A 23,021-nucleotide genomic window follows, 5' to 3' on the forward strand; every position below is an offset into this window, starting at 1 on the left:
AAAAAGGATTATATACAAAAAATAATAGAATATATATGGAGAAAAAATCGTAGCGCTTATAAAGCAGCTTTGGACAAAACATTTCACTTCTTTTTTAGCGTTCGCAAAGAAAAACTGGAACCGCGTCACAGCGCGATTCCAGTTTTTCTTATACTTATATTCTCTTTTTACGCTTAGATTTTTCTCCAAACTTGTAAACTGACTATGAATAAAACGAGACTAATGAATATAAAATAGAAAGGCATTGCAAGTAACGTACCATTATGCCAGATGCTCATGCCATAAACCACTAAGCTAACTACTAGATAATAACCTAGACTGAATAATGCACTTGCTGAACCTAATACATCTTGAAAGTCGACTAATGCGAGACTTAAACAATTCGGTAGAGCTGTTCCCATACCAAATAACAATACAAAAATACTAATGAGCATCGCTGACATCTGAATTGTTGTTGGTAATAAAACAACACTCGCTGAGAGTACCGCACCTAGTAACGTAATCGCTATACCTAACAAAATGATTTTTTCAGGCACAACTTTAGAGACTAAATACTTAGATAGATAAGCACCCGCAATGGTAGCACAGGCTACAAGAATACCCAACAATCCATAAGACATACTCGTCAATTCAAATAACTGTGTAAAAATAAAAGGTGCTTCTGTATAGTAACTAAACAATAAACCATTGATCCCACCAATTAAAACACCATAATACCAGAGACGTGAATTTCTCCACATACGCGTTATGATTGGACGAATTGGTTGTATCGTTAAAGGTAATTGAACCGTTTCTGGCAGACGGAAAAAAACATAACAAAAAACAAAAATGCTCATGAAAATTAATAAAACAAATACCCATTTAAACCCTACGTAATAATCTGTAAAGCCACCAATTAATGGACCGATTGCAGGTGTAAATGCTAAAGCAGCAGAAATTTGTGCAAAGCGCTGATGACGTTGCACCCCTGAAAAACTCTCACGCAAAATCGTTTGCGTAATAACAGAGCCCACGCTTGCTCCAAATGCTTGAACAAAACGCGCAACGAGCAATACATCCATTTCCTTCGCTAACAAACAAAGTACACTACCCACAAAATAGAAAAATAATCCACACAGCATAGCTTTACGTCGTCCAATCCAATCAGACAAACGCCCAAAAAAGAATACACCCAATGCAAAAGCTACAAAATATATACTCATGACTAGCTGCACATCACTCATAGAAACTACAAAAGCACTTGCAACAGCTAGCAATGTCGGACTAAAAATCGTTTCACTAATCTGCGGAAAACCCACTAATATCGTTAATAATACTAAACTCGGTACATGATTTCCGATGTTTTTCTTCAAAATAAATCTCCCCTATAAAATCATTTTTAGGTTGAAAGAAAAACATCGTAACTTGGGAAATGGTGGCTTCACGAGCTTAATTCTCTCTAAATCACTCATGAATTCACTTCCTTTATAATACGGTTATTATAACAGTTATACATTTTATATAGTTATATTCTTTTTTTGCAATACACTTACCGCATGCGATGAATAAACTACTAATAAGAGAATATATTTTTATATTAAAAGATTACTTCTCTTAAATTATTTTCAACATTATATTCATTTGATATGAAGTAACATTTATAAATGGTCTTGAATGATTTTGAATATAAAAAATCCTTTAGACCAATATAGCCTAAAGGGTTTGATGTAGCTTTAGAAGAATGTTTGTTCAAAAACAACCCATAGACCATAATTTAAGCTAAATTAAAAGAGCCCGTTTTGAACAGTTCAACTTTATTTCAAAGCTACAACACTTTCGTTAGGTGACAACATTCGAAAAGATCCAAATAAGAATCCCGCCCAAATTATCATAATAAAAATTATATTTTTCTTCTTACGAAATATTAGATCCTCCATAAAGTTTCACCTTCTTTTTCTTATTAGATTAAATAATTTATTTAGCAGGGGGTTTTTTTAAATAAGTCCATGCTATAGCTTTTCAAATCATTAGGATTTATAAGATTATATTTTTCTTTGACTTCTCTAAAATAGGTTTCTATCAAATCTTTAGAAATCTTATCATAGCTGTATTCATCTGGTTTTAAATTTTTACGTGTTGTAGACCATGGACGTTCTGAATGTGTCATTTGTTCTAATGTTTTTCCGCTGTAGCACCCAAAATACTTAACAACACAATCTAATAATTCTCTTTCTTCCGTAGATAGAGAGAAATTATCTTTCTCTAATTTCACTGTATCAATTACATTATGTCCATATTCACGATATTTATAATAAGTTTCTCGATAGACTGGACCATGAACCCAGGCTTCACAATCATCTTTAAATAAAAATTTTCCGTTGAAAACTTTATTAAAAGATTGAGAATAGTATAGAAGCTTTTGAAGCGATAACGGCGTGACATCTTCACACTTTAAAAGAAGATATCTTATGACACTATCAATCTTCTTCTCAGATTTAGGTAGTTCAATACGTAACTCTTTTACTGCAACTTTACTTTTTCTATAGGCTACATCTGTTAATTGATTTTTACCTTTTTCTAAGATGTTATGATATTTACGAGAATCATCTTTTATTGAATTAAGCATAGAAAGGTATTCTTTTACAGGATATTGTTCCACATTGTAATAACGGATTATTGTGGTTTCTGACCAACCTAAAACCTTAGCTAAAGGTTGTTTACCAATATTATATTTTTCCGTTATTTCATCAATTAATTTTTTTACGGTCTCAGTACGTGCGAGTGTATATGCTGCTTTCATTTTATCAATATTAGCGTCATGAAGTTCTGCAACGTATAGTTCTTCATGGCAATCTGAATTTGGACATTTAGCAACTGTTGCTAAATAAGTGAATTTTATTCCCTTAATTTCAGTAGTTATTTTTTGCTCAGCTGTTTCAAATACAACTAAATCACGACATTGCTCGCATAGCGCTGTATTATGCATAGATATTCTCTCCTGTTTGGTGGTAACTAAAGTTGTTAACCAGAAAACACCTTAACATAATTAAGGCGTTTTATGGTTAACAACTAGCAATCAAAATAATAAGACATTGGTTTTTCGGCAGGGTGACAAGAAATAACATATGCTTCGTCGTTAGATGAAGTAGTTATTAAATTTATTTTTATATAAAGTTCTAACTCCTGATCTTCCCCATTAATATCTGTCAATGTAGTTTCTTTTTTGAAAACATATAACATTTCATGAGCGAATATAGGGTTAGAATTTTGCACGACTTCAGAGAAATCTTTAGGTACAAGACTTAAAAGAAGTTTTTTTAAATCCGCATCTTTCAACCCGAATTCAGATACGAAAACTGAATTTTTCTCTCGTGTTTTCCTATCCAAACATATGGTGAAGCGTGAAGATTCTTTGATACAGATAAAAAATTTTTGTAAATAAATATCAATACTTTGTTCTGTTTCTTGCCTACCTATAACATCCCCCCTTACACAAACTTTTATTTAGGAACGTTATTTAGTTTTGTTTTGTATACTTTATAAATCTTTGGTTCATTAAAATCCCGTATTGTGAAAGGGAGGTTTTTTTAATGTTCCAGAATTGATCCATTTAATGAATTAAGATTTCTAAGCAAAATAGGGAGGCTTGTATCTTACGATTATCTTCGGTATAGAAAAAGTTTTAAAAGTCCAAACACTATCTTGCATTGCACTATATTGTAATGTAAGATAGCTGTAACAAGCATATGGAGGTGAACAACCTTGTCCACAACTAGTCAAATGTTAAAGGGGCTATTAGAAGGCAGTTTACTGGCATTAATAGCAAAAAGGGAAACCTACGGATATGAAATTACTGAGAAATTGAAAGAACACCATTTTGCAGTTGTTAGTGAAGGAAGTATTTATCCTGTATTAATTCGATTGCAAAAAAACAACTTTGTAACGGCTGTCCAAAGACAATCACCAAGTGGACCTAAAAGGAAATATTATTCGATTACGACAGAAGGACAAGAAGAATTAGAAAGGTTTAAACAGCATTGGAATAAGGTTTCATCTGGAGTATCTTCACTATTAGAAGAGGAGGAAAAATGAAATGTTATCAAAACAAGCAAATCAATTTATCATTGAACTAAAAATGTACTTGATGTCAAAAGGAAAAAATGACCACGAAATTAATAGCGTGATAGATGAACTAAGCGACCATTTACTTCAAGCAGAAGCAGCAAGGAAAAATATTAAGGATATTATTGGGGATTCTCCACGTGCATATATGAAAAGCATTGGTCAAGAAATGGGGTTTGATATAAGAGAGTTTTTAATTTTAACCCCAATGACCGCTTTATTATTAATTGCATATGTTTGTTTTTCTCCTGCGATTCTAGGAGAGTTTTCACTATCTGAAATTGGGGTGTTCGGAGTCATTGCTGGGATTGTTTTGTCACTAATTCTATATGGATTTCTGTTAGTGAGAGTCTTGCCAAAAATGTTCTATTCTAGATGGTTTTACTTAATTATTGGACTAGCTTATCTGCTTTTGACGGGCTTTTTCGTTCTGGTGTATTTATTTGACAAAGAACCCTTTTTTATAGCCACTCCATTACAAAATAATTTAATTCTATTAGGATGTATTCTTATTTTTATTATTTGGTCCCTATACTCAAAGATTTGGACTTCTATTATTATTCCGATTTTCATCTCAATTGGACCAATTGCTGAGCGTTTCATTCCTGAAAATATTAACGAGGATCCATTTTATATTACGCTCGCTACTATATTTAGTGTTCTTTGTCTAATCGTACTATTTTATTTTATATTTAGAAATGGTAAAAAGAATTCTGTATCTTAAGACAGTAAATATCAGTTACTAAAATTTAAGTGTTTTTTTATAAAAGCTACATATTAACTGAAATGAAACCTCCATTTTTATAAATTTCCACTAAAATGGAGGTTTTGTAGTTAGTGATTCCCTAACTTTGATTTGGGAATGTTTTTTTGTTCTACTCTGTTTATTTTATAAATTGTTGATATACCAATCTTGGAACTAATTTTTCGGTTTAAATATTTAAAAGCGTAATATTTAAATGTTATTTTTAGTTGAACATTCTTTACAGATAAATTTGCCTTCAAGATTTAAATAAGCCTTAATTTCAGTAAACCCTTTTCTTTTTGGATATTTTAGTTGTACAAATACTTCTTCATCACCTTTAATTTCTGTATTACACTTCATACATTTTGGAATTATTAATGGCATCATATTCCCTCCAATTTTCATCAATACTATATCTATAATTTATTACGATTGAGATGTACAAACGTTTCATTTCTAAGATAATTTTAGTTCCAAAGCGTCGTTTGGTAGTATTTCTTTACCAAATGTTATTCAATAATATGGCCCTTTAATGAAATAACTTTATTATCACTTACCAGATTCTTAATCCACAAGAAAAACCGAAATTCCTTCTTTATAGAGATAGGAAATTCCGGTTCATCTTTTTTATAAACGGTTAAACTTTTTTCAAATTAACAATAATTGTTGGTTTGGAATAAAGTTTGATTAAAAGTATGCTGCAAATGTTGATTCTATAGATAGAAGAAACCCACACATTTTGAACAAAGATTGATCAAAATATATAGGTTTCATATTTAAGCGGATTTAGTTTTTATAAAAAAGATTGATTAAAACTAGTTATATGACCATTAAATTCTGTACTTAGCAGCACACTTCCAAACCTATAATGTTGGTTTTTCAGCTATCTAAAATCTTTTGTTGGAACTTCTGAAAAGCCCAGAGTAGATATTTGCATAATGGAATTAAACAAAACTTCACTTATAATAGACTGTGGAACATCGATGCGTCTACTATATGCTTTTAAAGTCCAATTTTCTGCAACTGCACGCTCTCCTTGTAACTCACAAGAGGCGATTACTGAATTTTGAGCATGAATTTTAGTTATTTCCTTCGCTTGATAACGTCTTGTACTATTAGCCACAGCTCTATAAATAATATTATAGATTTGACCGATTGAAAATTGATCTAGTAAATTCTCTAAAACTCGATATGTTTTCTCTCCTGGAGTAAAATTATATCCGACTTTCCGCATCTCATATAATAGATACTCTTCACTTTCTTTCAGCGCTACTTTCTTCCACATCTCGTAACAAAATTCTTCATCGAAAATTTCTGGATTAGGATACATTAACCTCTTAATCAACGCACCATAGTCTCCATCCTCTGAAATCACATTAATTTCGTATTTAGCGTCATATATTCGATAAGTTACACCTTCCGCTCCTGTTTCATCAACCCTTATATCAAAAGCATCTAACGAAGACTCCCTACTTACTTTTATTATCTTTCTGGCTACTAAAGTTTTTATTATTTCTTGTACAAACTTTTCTGTTGGAGCCAAAATTCTATCTATCTTCCCCAATGGATTGATAATACTCATATCTTCTGATAGTGAGCATCGAAGAAGTGCACTCATATAAAGTCTGTCTTCTAGAGTTAGATTATCTTCCAAGATTTTTAGAACTTCATTACTTTCCAAAGCGTTTTGAACTTTTTCTATTTTCTCTTGTAACGCTTTTTTTAGTTGTTCTTCTTTTTCTAAAAACATTACCTTGTGCTCTGCTTTACATAATCGACAATTACAAAAACGCTTGTTTTTATCATGGCCACACTGTAGACAATTTACTTTTTCCTTTTCATACATGCTTGATTTCGATTTGAATTTCACCACTAATTGGCATCCACATTTTTCACATTTTTCATCCACAAATTTTGTCGGGAAAGTTTTAATTAACGTTGATGGCGTTGTAGAAATTTTGTATTCATCCAGTATATCTTGAATTTTTTCATTTCTATAGTATTTTTCAATGACTTCTACAATTTGTTCATTTGATAAATGTTTTAAATTTTTATTAATATTATTAAAATTTATACTCTCGATAGATATTCGCACTAAAGTACCTCCATAAAAACATCTGTTCGTTGAAATTATTATATGCGATTAACTATACCAAGTTCAATTAATTAATGGCGTCTCTAGTGAACTTTCTACAAGTATAAAATGACTATCGATTAAAACTATTTTTTCTTTCTAGGTAGATAAATATATAAATTTAAAGATTTAACGAAGCTTCTTATATCATATTCTTCATTCTTTTCAAAAATAAAGTTTCTAGATGTTAAAACTATCATTTTCATTCTTCTATTAGTTTCAATATATTGAAGCCTACCAAACAACAAAATAGGTAGATTTAAATAAAACAAACCGAATCGTTTAATAATAACTATTACAACAGCGATGATTACGATTATTACCAACGTACTCACAGACTCATTTACAGTAATAAAAGGTAAAATGAAGAGGCCTACGTATTCTAATGATTTTTCTTTTCCCATATCCTCATTATGTATTTCTTTTATTTTAGAAATTGGATTTTTTGTACTTTCCACCAGCTTTTTATAATTGTTCTGTATGCTCCGCAAATAAAGGAATAAAAAGAGGAGTTGTAATATTAAAAAAATCGTTACCAAAATTAAATTTGGTTTATAATTCAAAAATACTATTGTTATAGCGGGTATCAAAGAGGAGTATATCCACACAATTTCCGTAAATATCTTACTAACATTCTTTAAGTAAATAGATACAATCATAAATATACCGAAAATTAGAATCATCATATTCACATTAACTAAAAAATGAATATTATCTATTAAAAAAGATCCTATTGCGTTCATCTATAACTCCCCTTTCATACACATTATAGTCTAACTAATTGTTGAGTTTCTATAGATTCCCGATCAATTATTAACTCTTGATCTTTCGTAAGAATTACTTGATCGAAATTATTCACCGACACTTTTCCAGATATTAAGAACAATAAAATATGACTATGTTTTGGTGCTCTAATTTCAAATTGGTTATTTATAAAATAAATTTCTTTCCTCTCCAACCTTGCAATTAAATCACTATTAGAAGTAATTTTATCAATATTGAAAGTATTTAATTGAGTAAACAGCCTATTGTATTTCTTATTATTAATTTCGTTATAAATTTCCTCGAAATTTGAAATAATATGGCTATTTTTTATTTCAACTATTTTTTCACTTCTAACTCTATTAAAGTAGGCTTCATAATTACAAATTTTTTCGAATCTTGAACTATTTTGTATAATTACCTTATCTTCTAATAAATTAAAATAGAAATCAAAGTTCCCATCAAGCATTAATAATTTTTTATTTGTTTTATGAAGAGTTTGTTCGGTAAATTCTCCTATTAAAGAGCTCTCTGATATGAGTTTATTTCCATCAAATTGCTTAATAAATATTTCGTTATCAATTTTATATATCATCAAAGAATATTTCGAGCTATCTCCTATATTGTGTATCGTGTCAATCTCATCCGAAAAATCTTGGAAGTAATCAAAAATCCCTTTGAAAAATTCATTATTTTCTTTCAAAAATTCGATTGCTATGGTATCTATACACTCTCGATCCTTAACTAATGGATTATATTCTCTAAATGTTAATTTGTTTAAACCTTCTTTTTTATCATTAACTTCTGACATTAGTGGTTCAATCAGATCCTTATTCAAATTTTCAAATACAAAAATTTGATCATTAACTTTAGATGAATTTTTTTTATATAAATAAATTTCCACGTTCGATACCCCTTTAGTTTTAGATTATAGCCAAAATTATTCTCTTTACAACTCCATCGCCAATTGCTCTGACATTAGCTCTGCTTGTTCAATTACTGTTTCTACTGCCTGTTTACTGATTTCTGGTGGGTAACCGTATTTCTTCAGTAAGCGTCGTACGATAACACGCATTTTTGCACGTGCTGATTCTCGTAAGTTCCAATCAATACTCATATTCTCTTTGATGGACTGAGTTAATTCATGTGCAATAATTTTCAATGTATCGTCACCTAGAACTTGTTCAGCTGTATCGTGTGAAGCTAAAGCATCATAAAAGGCGATTTCTTCTTTAACCATGCCATTTTCTTCGCCACGTTTATAGGCGTCGTCCATCTCTTTAGCTAACTCAATTAATTCCTCGATAACTTTTGAGGTTTCAATCGTGCGCTTATTATATTTATTCAGCGAGTTCGCTAGCATTTCAGAGAACTTGCGGGCTTGAATTAAGTTACTACGTTGTACACTGCGTACTTTACCATTCAGTAAACGATTCAATAACTCCACTGCCAAATTCTTTTGTGGTAATGCTCGAACATCCTCTAAAAATTGATCAGATAAAATCGAAATATCTGGATTCTCTAGTCCAAGCTCTTTATAAATATCAATGACATCTTCAGAGATAACTGATTTTGAAATCAATTGATTAATTTGTGCATCCATTTGAGTAGCTGTTTTCTTTTTGCTACCATCACCGATTGTTTTCACAATACTCGCTTTTACAGCTTTAAAGAAACCAATTTCATCGTTTAATTCCTCTGCCTCTTGTGTCGTCGCACATAAAGCATATGCTTTCGATAATTCCGTTACGGTATCTAAAAAGCGTTTCTTCTCTTCCTCACCTAAACCAATAATATAATCCATCGTATTGACAATTGCTTTAATGCGTTGTGATGATTTTTCGGATTTAAAACCTGAGTAATCATGACCATGTAACATTTCTAAAATAAGCTGATGTTTTTCTAACATGACATCTACGGCAAGTGCTGTATCAACACCAGCTGTTTCGCGGTCACTATCTGTATATTGCTTCAATGCTTGTTTTAAATTATCGGCAATCCCAATGTAATCAACAACTAAGCCACCTGGTTTATCTTTAAATACACGGTTTACGCGTGCAATTGCCTGCATTAAGTTATGACCTTTCATCGGCTTATCAATGTACATCGTATTCATCGCAGGTACGTCAAACCCTGTTAGCCACATATCTCGTACAATAACGATTTTTAATGGATCATCATTATCCTTCATGCGACGAGCTAAAAATTCACGACGTTTTTTATTACCGATAAACGGCTGCCATTCTGCAGGATCACTCGATGAACCTGTCATTACAATTTTAATAGCACCTTTGTCGTCATCATCTGAATGCCAATCTGGGCGAAGTTTAATGATTTCTTTATATAAATCAATCGCGATACGACGTGACATGACGACAATCATCGATTTACCAAACATTCCTTTTTCACGTTCTTCATAGTGATGAACTACATCCTGTGCCATTTTTTCAACGCGTGAACTTGCACCAGCGATTGCTTCTAAACGTGACCATTTTGACTTTAGTTTTTCTTTTGTTGATAATTCTTGATCTTCTGTAATATCTTCATAATCTTCATCAATCGCTAATCCCTCTGGTAACTCTAGAGGAATAACACGTGACTCATAAAAAATCTTAACTGTCGCACCATCTTCTACAGCCTGTGACATATCATAGACATCAATGTATTCACCAAATACTGCTGGTGTATTGCGGTCTGTTGATTCTACTGGTGTACCAGTAAATCCAATGAATGAAGCATTCGGCAATGCATCACGAACATATTTCGCATAGCCATACTTCACTTCACCTTCGTGATCTTTCTGTTGTGATAATGCTGCACCGAAACCATATTGTGAACGATGGGCTTCATCTGCCATGACAATAACATTTGTACGATTGGTTAGACATGGCATTTCACCTGTTTCTTCATCAGGTGAGAATTTTTGTAGTGTCGTAAAGATGATGCCTCCTGATTCTACATTTAATAATTCACGTAAAGATTCACTAGACTGTGCTTGGCTCGGTGATTGGCGTAAAATATCCTTCGACATTGAGAATGTTTTATACAGCTGATCATCTAAATCGTTACGGTCTGTTAAAACGACTAAAGTTGGATTATTCATTGTTTTAATTAACTTACCGGCATAGAACACCATCGATAAACTTTTACCAGAACCTTGTGTATGCCAAACGACACCAATCTTATGATCACCATCTTCCGCAGTTGCTACTTGTGCTTTTTCAACTGCTTTATTCACCGCATGGTATTGGTGATAAGCAGCTAAAATTTTGAATGTATTTTCACCATCTGATTGGAATAAAATAAAGTTTTGAATAATATCCAGTAATCGACGAGGTTCTAACATGCCATTAATCATGACTTCTAGTTGAGGTTCAGCAGGACTTGCTAATGAAGTGCCGTCAACAGTACGCCATTTCATAAAGCGTTCTTCATTCGCTGTAAGAGAACCTACACGCGCATTAATACCGTCACTCGTAATTAAAAAAGCATTGTAACGGAATAGTGTTGGAATCGCTTGTTTATACGTTTGAATTTGATTATATGCGTCTGAAATATCCACATCTTCATTTGTCGCATTTTTAAGTTCCATCACAACAACAGGTAACCCATTCACAAAGACCAATACATCCGGACGTTTATTGGATTGTCCTTCAATAATCGTAAACTGATTCACTGCCATAAAATCATTGTTTTTATAATTTTCAAAATCAAATACATAGACAGAAACAGTTGGATTATATCCATCTGTTCCTTGTACTTGTATCTCAATACCATCGGTTGCAAGTTTGTGAAATTGTTTGTTGTTTAGCGTTAGATTTGGTGAGGCATTGGCGATGATCTTTTGAACAGCTTCTTCGATAATTGAAAGTTCAAGTGTTGGATTGATTTTACGTAAAGCTTCACGTAAGCGATCAACAAGTACAACATCTTGGAAACTTTCCCGCTCTGGATTTTCACCATCTGGCGCAATATCTGGACCTTCGACAATGTCATACCCTAGTTCTTCCAACCATTCGAGTGTTGCTACTTCTAGCTCGGATTCATTGTATTTAAACATGTCTTACACCTCCAAGTCATCAGGAATTTCGATTTCACCTGATAGTAGTTTTGGTAAGAGGGTGTCGCGGAGTTGTTGAAGAGTCTCACATTCTTTATATAAATCTTTTATTTTTTCTGATATTCCAACAATTGTAGAGCCGTATAACTTCATAATTTCTCTACTTAAAGGGAATTTATAGCTTAAAGCGATTGTAGGAGTTACCCTTTGTCTGCTATTAGTTGAACCTGTCGCATTAGATATCAAATATTCATTGAAAGAATTAGACTTGCAGAGACTGTAAATGAAACTGTTTTCTTCTACTGTTTTACTTTGTAATACAACAAATTCGCTCGATGCAACATTTATCATCTTCTCATTTATATTTGTTAGCCAAATACGTGGTGTCTTGGGATTCATTTTAGAAAAAACAACACAGTTTTCTTCTATTATCCACTTATTACTTTTAATTGTTGAAACTTCATCCAAAGTAGGCAATTGATTTTTATCAAAAGCTGGTAAACTAAAATGTAAAACCTCAGTTACCTCTGTTTTAGAAGGATTAAAAGTTTTCTTTAGTAAAGTTGTAATATCAGATAATTTTAAAATATCCCACCCTTTAGGTATCTCCCCTAACTCACTTTCCACCATTTCTCCACCACTTGATTTATACGGTTTTCCTTCTTCATTTGGAAATTCGAAGTCGATGAACCAGTGTTTGAAAAGGATTTGAGAGATTTGTTCTAAATTGTGAATAGTATCATTATTTGCTTCAATTTTAGAATCAAATAGTGATAAGAAATATCCTATTTTCTTTTGGTCAAAAATATTAGGTAAAGACATTGAATACTCTAAAATAGCTTCCTTCTGGGCTCTTTGCCTGCCAGAAGTTCCAGTCATTGATTTAATAGTGGCATCTCTCACTTTTGGATGACGCATTAAATAATATATAAATTGTGGATCTCCTTTATTTTCTTTTGCTCTAACAACAAAAAACTCTGTTGAACCAAATGCAACTTCATCGTCTGCTAGAATATCTACATAAGCCGTTTTGCCATTTTCTAAACAAGGTGTAATACGTGCTACAAGAGTATCTTTGTTTTTAAATTTTGAGCCACTTTTAAATTCTGATAACTCATAACCTTTTACCTGTTTTACATATTCAGTTAAATGCTCCATTGCAATTTTTTTAGTTACAGTACCTTTTTTTAATGTCATCCTTGGATTTATTTCAAGAATATTTTTTAATTGTTGTTCTTTAAATCCCATACCCAATACCACCTAACGCTTTACGAATCTGTTCTTCTAACTCTTTAGATTTCGCAAATTGCTCAGATAATTCTGTTGTTAAACGTGTCATTTTCTCTTCAAATGGCTCGCCATCATCTTCTTCAGCTGCTAAACCCACATAGCGTCCAGGCGTTAAAATATGATTGTTTTCTCGTACTTCTTCAATTGTTGTCTCTTTACAGAATCCAGCTACATCTGCATATTCAATTTCTTTTGTACCACGCCATGCATGGAACGTACCAGCAATTTTTTGAATGTCTTCATCACTAAATTCTTTATGTGTACGGTCAGCCATATGTCCTTCATTACGTGCATCAATAAAGAGAATTTTATTATTGCGTTCACGTTTACCAGTTTTTGCTTTGCTTTTTGACACAATCCAAATACAAACTGGGATTTGTGTTGAATAGAACAGTTGTCCAGGCAATGAAACGATACATTCTACTAAATCATTTTCAATCAGCTTTTTACGAATTTCACCTTCGCCACCTGAGTTAGAAGACATCGAGCCATTCGCTAAAACGAAGCCTGCTGTGCCTGCTAGCGCCAATTTAGAAATCATATGTTGAATCCAGGCATAGTTGGCATTACCTTCTGGCGGAATACCATATTGCCAACGTACATCATCTTGTAGCTTATCGCCGCCCCAATCTTTAATATTGAATGGAGGATTCGCCATAATATAGTCTGCTTTTAAGCCTTTGTGTAAATCATTTAGGAATGTATCTGCATGATGAGGTCCGATATTACCATCAATACCACGAATCGCTAAGTTCATTTTACAGAGCTTCCATGTTGTCGGGTTAGACTCTTGACCATATACAGATAAATTATCAATACGACCTTGATGTTCTTTAATGAATTTAGACGATTGTACAAACATACCACCTGAACCACAGGCTGGATCATATACACGTCCTTTATATGGTTCTAACATTTCGACAAGTAATCGTACGACTGAAGATGGTGTATAGAATTCACCACCATTTTTACCTTCTGCACTTGCAAAGTTACTTAAGAAATATTCATATACACGTCCAATCACGTCTTTTTCTCGGCTATCTTCATCCCCAACTTTGAATGAGAACAAATCGACTGTTTCACCTAGACGTGTTTTATCTAATTCTGGGCGTGCAAATGCTTTAGGTAATACACCCACTAATGATGGATTTTCTTTTTCAATTGCGACCATTGCAACATCGATTAATTGACCGATTTCGGGTTTTTTCGCATGATCTTTAATGAATGACCAACGCGCTTCTTTTGGTACAAAGAAGATATTCTCCGCAATATATTCATCACGGTCTTCCTCATCAGCCCATTCATCTTCTTTTAATTCTATATATTTTTCTTCAAATGCATCAGACACATATTTTAAAAATAATAAACCTAATACAACATTTTTATATTCACCAGAATCCATTGATCCTCGTAATTTATCTGCCATCTTCCATAAATTTTCTTCAAAACCTAAGTTTGCTGTCGCCATGTTGTTTCCTCCTACTATCTGCTAAATCTATATACCTATTATATCAGTTAATTTATAAATACAATGACCATTTACAAATTATTGTATAAAAGTAGTTTGATTTATTAAATATATGACAAAACCCCTATGAATGAAGTGAGCTTACTTCATTCATAGGGGTTGAAAATATTTCTACTCCACTGTCACACTTTTCGCTAGGTTACGTGGTTTATCCACGTCACATCCGCGTTGTAGGGCTGCGTAGTAGCTGATTAATTGTACTGGGACAACTGCTGCTAGTGGTGATAGTAATGGGTGTACGTGCGGGATTGTGATGGCATCGTTTGCTTCTTCCATGCCTTCCATTGAGATGATGCATGGGTTTGCGCCACGTGCTACGACTTCCTTCACGTTACCGCGTAAATTCAGTGCGACTTCTTTTTGTGTCGCAAGTGCGATGACAGGTGTGCCGTCTTCGATTAAAGCGATTGTACCATGCTTTAATTCACCACCAGCAAATCCTTCTGCTTGAATATACGAGATCTCTTTTAATTTTAGTGCGCCTTCCATACTCACATAGTAATCCATGCCACGTCCGATGAAGAATGCGTTACGTGTTGTTGCTAAGAATGATTCTGCTAGTTTAGCAAATTCTTCTTTGCGATCAATAATTGATTGAATCGCATTCGCCGCAATACCTAATTCTTTCTTCAACTCGATTTCTGGTTGGTCTGCCACAACATACGCTGTAATCGCTAATACTGCAACTTGTGCTACATAGGCTTTTGTTGACGCTACTGCGATTTCTGGACCTGCATGTAATAATAATGTGTAGTCGGCTTCACGTGATAATGTTGAGCCTGGTGCATTCGTCATCGTTAATGCTTGATAACCTAATTCTTTCACCTTCACTAATACTTGGCGGCTATCTGCTGTTTCACCTGATTGTGAGATGAAGATGAATAATGGTTTTTTCGATAGTAATGGCATGTTATAGCCAAACTCACTTGCAATATGCACTTCTACAGGGATTTTGGCAAGCTTTTCAAAGTACTGTTTACCGATTAATCCTGCGTGGTAGCTCGTACCTGCAGCAATAATATATAGACGATCTGCTTCTTGAATCGCTTGTTGAATCGCTGGGTCAATCGTTAATTGACCTGCTTCATTTTCATACTTCTGTGTAATGCGACGAACGACTGCTGGTTGTTCATCCATCTCTTTTAACATGTAGTGTGGGTATGTGCCTTTATCAATATCGCTCAAATCAAGTTCTGCTTTATACGGTGCGCGTTCTACAACGGTTCCGTCTAACTTTTGGATTTGAATTGAATCTGCTGTCACGATCACCATTTCTTTATCATGTAATTCAATAAATTGATCTGTTACGTGTAACATCGCCATAGCATCTGATGCCACAACATTGAACTGTTCGCCAACACCTACTAATAGTGGGCTACCTTTTTTCGCTACATAAATGACATCTGCTTCTTCTGCATCTAATAAAGCTAACGCATAAGAACCTTCTACTAATGTTAGTGTTTTACGGAAAGCTTTTGCTGTGGTCATACCTTCATTTGAAAAGTGTTCAATTAATTGCGCAATGACTTCTGAATCCGTATCACTCGTCATCGTTACACCTTGTAAATATTCATCTTGTAATAAATGATAGTTTTCAATCACACCATTGTGTACTAATGTAAAACGTTTTGAAGCACTTTGATGTGGGTGTGCATTCACATAGTTCGGTACACCATGTGTCGCCCAACGTGTATGTCCAATTCCTGTTGTTGCATCTACTGTCATGTCCACGACATCACGTAAATCTGCAATACGTCCTTTTTCTTTGAATACCTGTACGCCCGCTGCATTCTCTACTGCAATACCCGCTGAGTCATAACCACGATACTCTAATTTTTCTAGTCCCTTCAACAAAATTTCCTTTGCATCTAGTTGACCAATATAACCTACGATTCCACACATATTTAATTCCTCCGATATTTTGCAAATTATGAAAAGAGAAAAAGTCCATAGCAATGAAAGTTCGCATAGAAATTCCCTTACGAACAGTTTCTCTATCTCTCTATGATTTGCCATTTCATCTCTTTGTCTAGCGAATCACTTCACTATTTTAAAGATGAACTTACGATCGGGCTGTCGACCGGGAGGCATCCGCCGAAACTTTCGATACTCCTCCACCTCGTCTACTGAAGATACTTGTCGTCCGATTTCTTCAGTACTGGCGCTATAACTGTTTTTCCGATTTACGCTTCTACACAATCCTCCTCAGCAAATTATCAGAACTATATCATAAACGGTAAAACGATATACGTCAATTTAAAACAGGTAGATATCATTTTATTTATATAATATTCCCAATTTCCCAGGAAATAAACACGAAAAAAGACAGTGTCGGCTTATTTCCAACACTGTCTTTTGAATGATGTTATTCAGCTAAACCCATTTCAGCTTTTACCACTTCTGCAATGCGTTCGCAATATGCGTCGCATTGTTCTTTCGTTGAAGCTTCGACCATTACACGTACAAGCGGTTCTGTACCTGATGCACGTACTAACACACGTCCATCGCCATTCATTTCCGCTTCTACAGCCGCGATTGTTTCAGCTACTTTTTCATTTTGTGTCACAGCATGTTTATCTGTTACACGTACATTGATTAATTTTTGTGGGAAGATGGTCATTTCAGCTGCTAATTCTGATAAGCGCTTACCTGTCATCTTCATTGTGTTCACAAGTTGTAAGCCTGTTAATAAGCCATCACCTGTCGTATTGTAATCAAGGAATACGATATGTCCAGATTGCTCACCACCGACATTGTAGCCACCTTCACGCATCGCTTCTACAACGTAACGGTCTCCTACTTGTGTTTGAATACTCTCTATTCCTTCTGCTTCCAGTGCTTTATAGAAGCCCATGTTACTCATCACCGTTGAAACCACTGTATTCTTGTTTAAACGACCTTTTGCATGATGATATTTTGCACAGATATACATAATTTGATCGCCATCTACAATCTGTCCTTTTTCATCGACTGCAATTAGGCGGTCGCCATCACCATCGAACGCTAAACCGACATCAGCACCCTTTTCAAGCACGAATTCAGCTAATGCTTCTGGATGTGTTGAACCTACGCCGTCATTAATATTTAAACCGTTTGGTGAAGCACCCATTGATGATAAATCAGCTTCTAGGTCAGCATATAAATGTGTCGCAAGTGATGACGTTGCACCATGTGCACAGTCAAAAGCAATATGAATATTTGAGAAATCTTCATCTACTGTTTGTTTTAAGTACTGGATATATTTAAGTCCACCTTCAAAGTAGTCACTCACAGAGCCTAAATCAGCACCTGTTGGACGAGGTAGTGTATCTTCATCTTGATCTAAAAGCGCTTCGATTTCCGCTTCTTGTTCATCTGATAATTTAAAACCATCTGGACCGAAGAATTTAATCCCATTATCTTCTACAGGATTGTGTGATGCTGAAATCATAACGCCTGCATTTCCACTCATTGCGCGTGTTAAATAAGCAACGCCCGGTGTACTAATAACGCCCAAACGCATAACCTCAGCACCAATTGAGATTAGCCCTGCTACTAATGCACCTTCTAACATCTCACCTGAAATACGCGTATCGCGACCAATTAATACCTTTGGACGTTCTGTTGCGTCTTTTGTTAAGACATATCCTCCAAAGCGACCTAATTTAAATGCTAACTCAGGGGTTAGCTCACTATTAGCGACGCCACGTACGCCGTCTGTACCAAAATATTTACCCATTTGATTTTTTCTCTCCTTCAAAACCATTCCTCATATACGTTAGTCTTGTTTCGTAAAACGAACTTTTATTTGATCTAACGACGGAGTCAATTCTATACCTTCTGAACTCTTTACTTGGATTGGTAGCTCTTGTATCCCATCATCAATTTTACTTGCATCAGCAAATGCTTGAATATCTGCTGTCGTCAGAGCTGAAATTAATTTAGAAGCGCCTTTTGCTATCACATTAATTTGCCCTGATGATGGTGTAATAAATTCTGCACTATAATCTGTAATATTCATGCCTTGCAACTTCACATTTATATTTTTAAATGTTTTTTCGACGTCTTCCGTTGCAGTATCTTCTTCAGCTTTTTTCGCTGTATCTGTTTCATTTTTGTTTTTCGCGCTCGTCTCATTTTCTTTTGATACTTTTACGCGTACATCAACTGCTGCAAATGATAAATCTGCTACACCTGTAGGTTTTTCGAGTGTTCCTTTTATAGTTGTCGTCTTTTTCAAGCCTTCTACATCTGCATTTACAACAACCTGTTGTATTTTTTCTAAATTACCACGTGAACCATATATAAGTACTTTATCAGATTTAGGGATTACACCATCAACTGTATAACCTTTTGCCGGTTTTCCTTTTTGGTTTACAACGAGTGGCACTTCTTTACTATACTCAGATAACTCAACTTTTACTTTAACGGTTTTTGGTTCTACGTCAACATTTAAAATATTCATATTGCGGTCAAAGATTTTAATTCCCGCTACCTTTTCGAATGTCTTATCTGCATCTTTACTCGCTGAGACCGTCGCTTTTACATACGTAATGCGATCCATGGCGCTCTTTGCACCAGATACAGTTACCGTTTCTGGCTCTGTTGTCATGTTTTTCACGTATTTTGTATCTGCAAGCTGCCCTTCATTAATTTCAGGTTCAACTTTCACATCTTTTGTAATACGTTCTTCTACATTTACTTTTGCTGTTTTCGGTTCGACTTCTACAGCTAGTTTATCAGAGAATCCTTCAGGTTCAAACTTAACGACATGCGTTCCCGAAGGCTGATCTTTGATATTCGCAACCACTTTAATATTACGACCTGTTTTCGTTGTGATAACAATGCCTACAGGACCGCTAATTTTAACATCAACAGTCTGTGGTACGCCTGTGACAACAAAGTTATTATCATCGTATCGTAATTCAACAGGAACATCACGCAAAACTTCTTCTTTAATACCAGAGTTCGTCGAATCAATCGTATTACCGCTCGGTCTCACACTAAAAAACATTAAAATAGCTAGAGCTAAAGCTGTAATACGAAGCATCCAGGGGTTATCAATAAATTTATTCACTATTTTTTGCCCCCTTTCCATGACCAACGCGTTGTATTTTTCTCTGCCGTATCACCGAACCAAGCATTACGCAAACGTTGTTCAAACTCCTCCATTGAAAGGTCACGATGTAATTCACCGTTCACTGTTAAACTAATGCCACCTGTCTCTTCTGAAACAATGACAGTTACTGCATCTGTTACTTCACTAATTCCGATTGCTGCACGGTGTCTTGTTCCTAATTCTTTTGAAATGAATGGACTCTCTGATAGCGGTAAATAACACGCTGCCGCTGCAATACGATTCTTTTGAATGATAACTGCACCATCATGTAATGGTGTATTTGGAATGAATACGTTAATCAGTAATTCTGAAGAAATATCTGAGTTCATCTGAATACCTGTTTCAATGTAATCATTCAAACCCGTATCTTTTTCAATTGAAATCAATGCACCAATACGACGCTTCGCCATATAGCTAATTGATTTTGTCATCGCACTAATTAAACGACCCCGTTCCTCCTCTTCCTGCATACCACTTCGAGCAAAGAGCTTTCCGCGCCCTAACTGCTCTAGCGCTCGACGAAGTTCAGGTTGGAAGATAATAATAATTGCTAAAAAACCATAATCGATTACTTGATTTGTCATCCAGCCTAACGTTGTAAGCCCTAAATATTCTGTTATAATTCGAATAATAATAATGACGAAAATACCTTTTAATAATTGAACAGCTTTTGTGCCCTTAATTAATGTCAGTATTTTATAAATGACGAACCAAACAAGTAAAATATCTAAAATATTTAGAAATGTCCTTACAAGTTGATTCTCTGTTAAATTCGTTATTTCATTAATAAATGTCATGTGGAATCCCCCACTTTTCTAGCGCGTACGTATAGTAATAAGTATAGCATAACATACCCCGTCCTCGCCTTTTTCAAGCCAAAAAAGGATAGAATTTACTTATCATATAGCCTGATATTCAAAAGGACGGAAAAATGCAGCTGCAAGTTTCCGTCCCCTTTAGTTATTCGAATGTGAATAGCTTTTTTGTGCCGTCTTTGATGGTGTACCATAACCATTCAAATGTATCATCAATTTCTTCAATCTGGCCTGTTACATTTGCAGTAGAAGCCATGTACTTTCCGTTAATAACGGTGACATCACCTTCCACCTTTCCATCAATGACTAAATCACCATTCGTGACAACGATATCCCCTTTTACCGTTTGTCCTGCCGGTACAGTCACGCGATCTCCTTCAACAACCATCCCCGGATGTTCTGTTACAGAAAATGCTGAGCGGTCATTGTATCCTGATAATAAAGAAGCACTCATTAAAATCATAAATAGTGCGGCTGCGACAAGAATCGGATGCCTTCTCAACCATCGCTGCACACCTGATTTTAATTTTGGCTTTGGTAATCGGAACATAACGCGCTCTGTAAATCCTGCTGGTACAGGCATCGCTTGTAATGTTCCCACTAAGTAAACGACACGATTTAATTCATCCATATGTCGTTGACAATCCGGACATGTCTGTAAATGTTCAGTAAGCACTCGATCATGCTCAGAACTAATTTCTCCATCTAAACGCTCATGCATATAGTGGACAATCTCCTTTGGACATGTGTGCATCATGCTTCCCCCTACACGTCACCTAACTGCTTACGTAACGCTTCTCGCCCTCTGTGTACACGTGTTTTCACAGTACCTAGTGGTATTTCGAGAATATCGCTAATCTCTTGCAGCGGTAACTCCTCAATATACTTTAAAATAACGACCGTACGATATTTTTCTGGCAATCGACCAATTTCGTAATGAATACGTTCTTTTAACTCCATACGTTCTACTTCTTCGTCTGGTAGCCGTTCTTCTGACGCAATTTGCGAATACATATCTAGTCCTTCAGTTCCCGGTACTTCGGCATCTAAGTAATAGTCCGGTTTCTTCTTTCGCAAACGGTCAATACAGAGATTCGTCGCAATACGAAACAACCATGTTGAAAATTTTCGCTTCGGATCAAATGTATGCAAGTTTATATATGCGCGCACAAATGCTTCCTGTGCGATATCTTCAGCTTCTTGTTGATTCCCAACAATACGATAGCATACGTGATAAAGACTATGCTGGTAAGAGTTCACAATGTCAGAATACGCATTTTGATCGCCCTTCAGCACCTGCTTTATTCGTTTGTGTATTAACGTGTCCATTGTGATGTTCCTTCCAACTAAACTGTACTTGATATACGTTTTATTCCATCATATAGTTTCAAAAATCGAGTACGTATATTATTGTAACATGAAGAAGGGGGGTATGACTTTTCAAACTATACCAGTGACTCACCTAATAGCGAACCCATTAAGCCTACAGCTACATTTGCTGTTGCATTCTTCGTATCTAAAACAGGATTCACTTCTACAAACTCAGCTGATGTTAACAGGTTCGACTCTTGTAACATCTCCATCGCTAAGTGACTCTCACGATATGTAATACCTCCTGGTACTGGTGTCCCTACACCTGGCGTATACATCGGGTCTAAACCATCTAAATCTAAAGATAAATGCAAACCATCAATTTCACGAGAACGTAGGTAAGCAAGTGCATCTTCCATAACAGCTGCCATTCCTAAACGATCAATCTCATGCATTGAATATACTTTAATGCCTTTTTCTTTAATTAGTTCGCGCTCTCCTTCATCTACCGATCGTGCACCAATAATTACTAAATTTTTCGGATCAATCTTCGGCTGCTCCCCACCAATATGCGTTAGCTTTTCATTTCCTAGTCCCATTGCTACTGCAAGCGGCATACCATGAATATTTCCTGATGGTGATGTTTCAGCAGTATTCATATCCGCATGTGCATCATACCAAATCACACCTAGATTTTTATAATGCTGCGCAAGACCTGCTAATGTTCCAATCGCAATACTATGATCGCCACCTAATACAAGTGGGAATTTTTTATGTTCAACTGCTGTCGCAACTTGTTCTGCTAATTTTGTACATGCTTCTACAACTGCGCCTAAATTACGCAATTTCGGATGTACTTCTAGTTTGGCTGCGTTTGGCACGTAGATATCCCCTTCATCTACAACTTCATGTCCTAATGCCTCTAAACGCTCTACAGCACCTGCATAACGAATAGCACTCGGTCCCATATCTACACCTCTACGCATTTGACCAAAATCGATTGGCACACCAATCATTGAAATATTTAATGTTTCCATTAAAACAACCCCCTTTGTTAGTTGTTTCTATTGTAAACATGTTTATGCACATGGTTCAACTGCACATGAATTCGCATAATTATTCAAAAATAGCTATTTAAAGAATAGATTTTCTAAATGAAAACCCTGTCTTTGTTTGG

Annotated in this window: 18 protein-coding genes; 2 read left to right on the forward strand and 16 right to left on the reverse strand. The window is 35.0% G+C overall.

Features of this window, described 5'->3' with window-relative positions; genetic code table 11:
* Positions 1–173 precede the first annotated feature (173 nt).
* Together KGI01_RS08050 and KGI01_RS08055 are read right to left on the reverse strand one after the other, a co-directional pair.
* Positions 174–1,352, reverse strand: a complete 1,179-nt coding sequence (locus KGI01_RS08050) for a multidrug effflux MFS transporter (protein WP_141274267.1) — start codon at positions 1,350–1,352, stop codon at positions 174–176.
* Positions 1,353–1,957: 605 nt separating this feature from the next.
* Positions 1,958–2,965, reverse strand: coding sequence for a type II toxin-antitoxin system antitoxin SocA domain-containing protein (locus tag KGI01_RS08055; protein WP_141274268.1), 1,008 nt, complete (start codon positions 2,963–2,965; stop codon positions 1,958–1,960).
* A gap of 794 nt (positions 2,966–3,759) precedes the next feature.
* Between KGI01_RS08055 and KGI01_RS08060 the strand changes: the two genes are divergently transcribed.
* Together KGI01_RS08060 and KGI01_RS08065 are read left to right on the forward strand one after the other, a co-directional pair.
* Positions 3,760–4,071: a PadR family transcriptional regulator gene (locus KGI01_RS08060; RefSeq protein ID WP_373863125.1), complete on the forward strand. Its 312-nt coding sequence runs from the start codon at positions 3,760–3,762 to the stop codon at positions 4,069–4,071.
* A 1-nt stretch (position 4,072) separates the two neighbouring features.
* Complete coding sequence (locus KGI01_RS08065; protein ID WP_141274270.1) at positions 4,073–4,825, forward strand: hypothetical protein; 753 nt, start codon at positions 4,073–4,075, stop codon at positions 4,823–4,825.
* Between the two features lie 231 nt (positions 4,826–5,056).
* Here the strand turns inward: KGI01_RS08065 and KGI01_RS08070 are convergent, their stop codons facing one another.
* The 14 genes from KGI01_RS08070 to rocF all read right to left on the reverse strand — a co-directional run bounded on the left by KGI01_RS08070 (position 5,057) and on the right by rocF (position 22,881).
* A complete protein-coding gene (locus KGI01_RS08070) occupies positions 5,057–5,230 on the reverse strand; it encodes a Fe3+ hydroxamate ABC transporter substrate-binding protein (protein ID WP_121177751.1) in 174 nt (57 codons plus the stop codon).
* 499 nt (positions 5,231–5,729) lie between these two features.
* The gene (locus KGI01_RS13975; RefSeq protein WP_218026244.1) at positions 5,730–6,941 is read right to left on the reverse strand and encodes a hypothetical protein; all 1,212 of its coding nucleotides are present in this window, start codon (positions 6,939–6,941) and stop codon (positions 5,730–5,732) included.
* Between the two features lie 125 nt (positions 6,942–7,066).
* Positions 7,067–7,723, reverse strand: coding sequence for a KwaA family protein (locus KGI01_RS08080; protein ID WP_141274271.1), 657 nt, complete (start codon positions 7,721–7,723; stop codon positions 7,067–7,069).
* Positions 7,724–7,746: 23 nt separating this feature from the next.
* Positions 7,747–8,646 (reverse strand): Kiwa anti-phage protein KwaB-like domain-containing protein, encoded by a 900-nt coding sequence (locus tag KGI01_RS08085; RefSeq protein ID WP_141274272.1) that lies wholly within the window; start codon positions 8,644–8,646, stop codon positions 7,747–7,749.
* Positions 8,647–8,691: 45 nt separating this feature from the next.
* Positions 8,692–11,802: a type I restriction endonuclease subunit R gene (locus KGI01_RS08090; RefSeq protein WP_141274273.1), complete on the reverse strand. Its 3,111-nt coding sequence runs from the start codon at positions 11,800–11,802 to the stop codon at positions 8,692–8,694.
* 3 nt (positions 11,803–11,805) lie between these two features.
* On the reverse strand, positions 11,806–13,050 hold the full coding sequence (locus tag KGI01_RS08095; protein WP_141274274.1) for a restriction endonuclease subunit S: 1,245 nt from the start codon (positions 13,048–13,050) through the stop codon (positions 11,806–11,808).
* Positions 13,040–14,560: a class I SAM-dependent DNA methyltransferase gene (locus KGI01_RS08100; protein WP_141274275.1), complete on the reverse strand. Its 1,521-nt coding sequence runs from the start codon at positions 14,558–14,560 to the stop codon at positions 13,040–13,042. Before KGI01_RS08100 ends, KGI01_RS08095 begins: the two co-directional genes overlap by 11 nt.
* A 171-nt stretch (positions 14,561–14,731) precedes the next feature.
* On the reverse strand, positions 14,732–16,522 hold the full coding sequence (gene glmS / locus KGI01_RS08105; protein ID WP_141274276.1) for a glutamine--fructose-6-phosphate transaminase (isomerizing): 1,791 nt from the start codon (positions 16,520–16,522) through the stop codon (positions 14,732–14,734).
* Between the two features lie 463 nt (positions 16,523–16,985).
* Entirely contained in the window at positions 16,986–18,338 is a 1,353-nt protein-coding gene (gene glmM, locus KGI01_RS08110) for a phosphoglucosamine mutase (protein ID WP_141274277.1), read from the reverse strand.
* 39 nt (positions 18,339–18,377) lie between these two features.
* Entirely contained in the window at positions 18,378–19,676 is a 1,299-nt protein-coding gene (locus KGI01_RS08115) for a CdaR family protein (RefSeq protein ID WP_170214758.1), read from the reverse strand.
* Entirely contained in the window at positions 19,676–20,515 is an 840-nt protein-coding gene (gene cdaA, locus KGI01_RS08120) for a diadenylate cyclase CdaA (protein WP_141274279.1), read from the reverse strand. Before cdaA ends, KGI01_RS08115 begins: the two co-directional genes overlap by 1 nt.
* A 163-nt stretch (positions 20,516–20,678) precedes the next feature.
* The gene (locus KGI01_RS08125) at positions 20,679–21,287 is read right to left on the reverse strand and encodes a zf-HC2 domain-containing protein (RefSeq protein ID WP_141274280.1); all 609 of its coding nucleotides are present in this window, start codon (positions 21,285–21,287) and stop codon (positions 20,679–20,681) included.
* Between the two features lie 11 nt (positions 21,288–21,298).
* Positions 21,299–21,862, reverse strand: coding sequence for an RNA polymerase sigma factor SigW (gene sigW / locus KGI01_RS08130; RefSeq protein ID WP_141274281.1), 564 nt, complete (start codon positions 21,860–21,862; stop codon positions 21,299–21,301).
* A gap of 116 nt (positions 21,863–21,978) precedes the next feature.
* Positions 21,979–22,881, reverse strand: a complete 903-nt coding sequence (rocF, locus tag KGI01_RS08135; protein WP_141274282.1) for an arginase — start codon at positions 22,879–22,881, stop codon at positions 21,979–21,981.
* Between the last annotated feature and the right edge of the window lie 140 nt (positions 22,882–23,021).

Source organism: Kurthia gibsonii (assembly GCF_006539985.1).
Classification (GTDB): domain Bacteria; phylum Bacillota; class Bacilli; order Bacillales_A; family Planococcaceae; genus Kurthia; species Kurthia gibsonii.